The sequence below is a fragment of the uncultured Brachyspira sp. genome (assembly GCF_949287625.1).
In the GTDB taxonomy this organism is placed as follows: Bacteria; Spirochaetota; Brachyspiria; order Brachyspirales; family Brachyspiraceae; genus Brachyspira.
Window position 1 is genome coordinate 1 of record NZ_CASEGO010000159.1, and the last position, 3,927, is coordinate 3,927.

At 24.5% G+C, this 3,927-nt stretch carries 3 protein-coding genes; 2 read left to right on the forward strand and 1 reads right to left on the reverse strand.

Features of this window, described 5'->3' with window-relative positions; translation table 11 throughout:
• Nucleotides 1-240: 240 nt before the first annotated feature.
• A complete protein-coding gene (gene rbsK, locus Q1X91_RS14950; protein ID WP_300759301.1) occupies nt 241-1,113 on the forward strand; it encodes a ribokinase in 873 nt (290 codons plus the stop codon).
• A gap of 214 nt (nt 1,114-1,327) precedes the next feature.
• Nucleotides 1,328-2,314 (forward strand): VWA domain-containing protein, encoded by a 987-nt coding sequence (locus Q1X91_RS14955; protein ID WP_020005180.1) that lies wholly within the window; start codon nt 1,328-1,330, stop codon nt 2,312-2,314.
• A gap of 512 nt (nt 2,315-2,826) precedes the next feature.
• Here Q1X91_RS14955 and Q1X91_RS14960 read toward each other — a convergent pair.
• Entirely contained in the window at nt 2,827-3,789 is a 963-nt protein-coding gene (locus tag Q1X91_RS14960) for a radical SAM protein (RefSeq protein ID WP_300759304.1), read from the reverse strand.
• Between the last annotated feature and the right edge of the window lie 138 nt (nt 3,790-3,927).

A 3,927-nucleotide genomic window follows, 5' to 3' on the forward strand; every position in this document is an offset into this window, starting at 1 on the left:
ATTTTAAACTTATAAAACTTATTTTATTAATTACTAATAATATTTTATACTATTTATAACTTATAATTACATTTATCAATAACTCAAAATTGACAAATCATATTTGTTTAGGTATATACAAAATTATAATATAAAAAATTAATCATTAAATAACTATAATATTTTTTATAATTTTAAAGTTTTTAAATAACATTGTATAATAATTATCATATAAATCTATACAAAATTAAGGGGTAAAATGTGAGTAAAAGTATTTTAGTGGTAGGGAGCATAAATAAAGATTTGGTTGTTAATACAGAGCGTTTTCCTAAAAATGGAGAAACTATACTTGGAAATAGTTTTACTACAAGCAATGGAGGAAAAGGTGCTAATCAGGCATGTGCTATAGGAAAATTAGGCGGCAATGTAAGCATACTCGGAGCAGTTGGAAATGACAATTTTGGAAAAGATTTATCAGATGCTTTATTTTCAAATAATGTTAATATAGATAATTTGATAATTAAAGATAATGCTGCCACTGGAATAGCTTTGATTACGGTTACCAAAAGCGGGGCAAATAATATAATTGTAGTACAGGGAGCTAATGCTTTAATTACAAAAGATGATATTAGAGAAGAGATTATATCTATGTATGATATAATAGTTATGCAGCTTGAAATACCTTTAGATACAGCAAAATATGCAGCAAGAATGGCTAAAAAACTAGGGAAAACTGTTGTTTTAAATCCTTCTCCCGCAGTTAAACTTGACAGAGATTTTTTAAGCTGTATTGATATATTAATACCGAATGAAACTGAAATAGATATTATAGGAGGAATAGATTATATTTTTGAATGCGGAGTTAAAAATATTATATTAACTTTAGGAGCTCAAGGCTGCGATTTAATAACTAAAGAAGAGAGAAAACATTTTGATGCATATGATGTTCATGTGCTTGATACCACTGCGGCAGGAGATAGTTTTTTGGGAGGAGTTGTAAGAATGCTTGCTTATGATAAAACTATGGAAGAGGCTATAATTTTTGCTGTAAAGGTATCAAATATAACTGTTACTAGAAAAGGGGCTATAGATTCTATGCCAAATTATGATGAAGTTATTAATAAAAAATGGTAATTAATTTTTAAAAGTAAAGTCATATTATTTATAAGAAATACTTTTACCTTTATTTAATATTTTAATATTATATTTTTTTTACATATGTATATTAATAAAGTTTTATTTTCTCAGTTATTTGTAAATATAATAGGAAATGGTTAACTTTACTTTTATTTGTATTTTAGTATAATAGTTTTCAAAATAACAAAATTATGATTAGGAAAATGTTTAAATGACTTTTGTATCGCCTAAATTTTTATTTTTACTTTTTATATTACCAATTATAATATTTTTATATATACAAACTAGAAAGAATCATTCATATTCAGTAAAGCACCCAAGAGTAAGTATGTCAAAGGTATTAAAATCAAGATACTATGTTAAAGATATACCATTTGCTCTTATTATTCTTGCTCTTCTTTTTTCTATTATAGGTCTTGCACGTCCTGCTAAAGTAGATCATTTATCGGATATTAACGGTGAGGGTATTTATATTTCACTTGTAGTGGATGTTTCGCCTTCTATGATGGCTGAGGATATGATGCCTACAAGACTTGAGGCTTCTAAAAAAACTATGATAGATTTTATAAAAAAAAGAAACTTTGATAAAATTAGTTTGGTAGCATTTGCATTGCGTGCTTCTGTGCTTTCGCCTTCTACATTTGATTATACTTTGCTTGAAGAAGAGATTAAAAATATTAAAATAGATGAAGAAGGTTCTACTTCAATAGGGCTTGGAATAGCTACTGCTGTTGATATGCTTAGGAGTGTAAAAGGCGATAATGAAAAAATTATTATACTGCTTACAGATGGAGAAAATAATTCTGGAGAAATAGATCCGAAATTAGCCTCAGAAATAGCTTCAAACTTCAACATAAAAATATATACTATAGGTATAGGCGATGCCAACGGAAGTCATGCTTGGGTAACTTATGATGATCCTAATTACGGAAAAAGGAGAATAAGAGCTGATTTTAGTCTTAATGAAGAGGCTTTAATCGATATAGCTTCAACTACAGGCGGTAAATATTTCAATGCACAGAATGCTTCTGCTTTGGATAATGTTTATAATACAATAGACAGAATAGAAAAAAAGCCTATACTTGATGATGATCTCATTCAGTATGATGAACTTTACAAACCATTTATTATATTGGCATTTATTTTATTATGTATTAGTATTATACTCTCTACTACTAGGTTTTTGATAATACCGTAGCAAAATTATTATATTTTTAATGGTCTTTTTATTTTTATATAAATCTGTAAATGTAATTTAAATTATATATATCAAAATTGTTCTAAAGCTAAATTTATTGATATTTCAATATTTATTAATATTTTTAATTATAGCTAGCTTTGATTTGTATTATAAAATATATTTTCCAATTTCTTTATCTTGTTATGTTTGGTATTATACTTTAATAATAGTTTCTTACTAGAAGAACTAAAATTAAATGTTATTATATATAAGATTATTTTACATTCAGAATTATATTGATAATTCTTAACTAATTTTGTAAAATACTTTTTAAAGATAGATAATACTATTACAAAATTATATTATGTAATATTTCATAGATAAATTATTTTTAAATAATAAAATAAAAAATAATGAATTTATTAAACATAACTAAAATATATTAAATTTTAATTATGTTTAATAACATTTAAATAAAATAATTATTTTAAATATTTATTCTATAACATAAAATTAATAAAAAATATTTCTTAATCTACATATTCATCTATAGTTTTTTTAGATATTTGCCACTTTCCAGTAGACCTCCATTTATCAACATCACAATATCGGCAGAAAGGAATAGGTTTTGCTATAAATTGAAGTATTTCTTCATAACTTTTTGCTTTATATATATCTATAGTATCCAATTCTGTCAATTCTAAATTCTGATTAAATGCCTTATTAAAATGTTTTATATATATAGCCAAACTGCAAGTACAAATTTTTCCTTTATGCAAAGATACACAAGTATTAGAAAGCCAACATCTTATAAAATTATAAAAAGGGTCTAAATCTCCTTCTAATTTTAAAACATTTTTATTACTTGCTATATCATTTTCTCCTGACCCATTATAAAAATGTAATTTAACATTGTATTCAGCACATATTTTTTCTATATTATCCCAATCTATTTTTAGAGGATATTTAGTAGGAGATATTATTATATCATTGTCTTTGCAAGATCCCCAAAAACTTTTTTCTTGTTTAGGAAGTAATATTCCATTAGTAACTAACAATATAGGTATAGATTTGAAATATTTTCTTACTATATAAAAATAATCTTTACAGTTTTTATTTAATAGAGGTTCTCCTCCTAAAAGGTGTATTCTTCCTATTAAACCATTTGTTAACTCAAATAATCTTTTAACATCTCTCTCGAATTCATCTATATCGTAATATTCTTCTTGAGCTACTTGAGAAAACTGTACACAACTATAACACCCAAGATTACAATGCTCTGCCAAATGAAATTCAATAAAGTCCAAATATGGTTTAGGAGTTATTTTTTTTAAATAATTTTCAATTTTATATTCAGAGTGGCATATATCATTATAAAATGAATACTTAGAGTTTTTATATTCATTTATTTCTAATAAGGCATCTCTTATATTATTTCTTAATTCTTTAAATGGTATCCACCATACCATTTTATTTATTTTTTCTATGTCCATATATTCTCCTTAATTCCCATAAAAGAAAATGGGATAGTATAAAATATTAAATTTATGATAATTTTTTAGAAAATTTAAAATAGTAAATACAAAATCAAATTTAGAATATAAATTTATGACTTGACTTGACTTGACTTG

What these genes read in the sequence shown, in the direction of transcription:
- Q1X91_RS14960 (WP_300759304.1), bottom strand. Translation starts at nt 3,789, where the DNA reads ATGGACATAGAAAAAATAAATAAAATGGTATGGTGGATACCATTTAAA.
- Q1X91_RS14955 (WP_020005180.1), top strand. Translation starts at nt 1,328, where the DNA reads ATGACTTTTGTATCGCCTAAATTTTTATTTTTACTTTTTATATTACCA.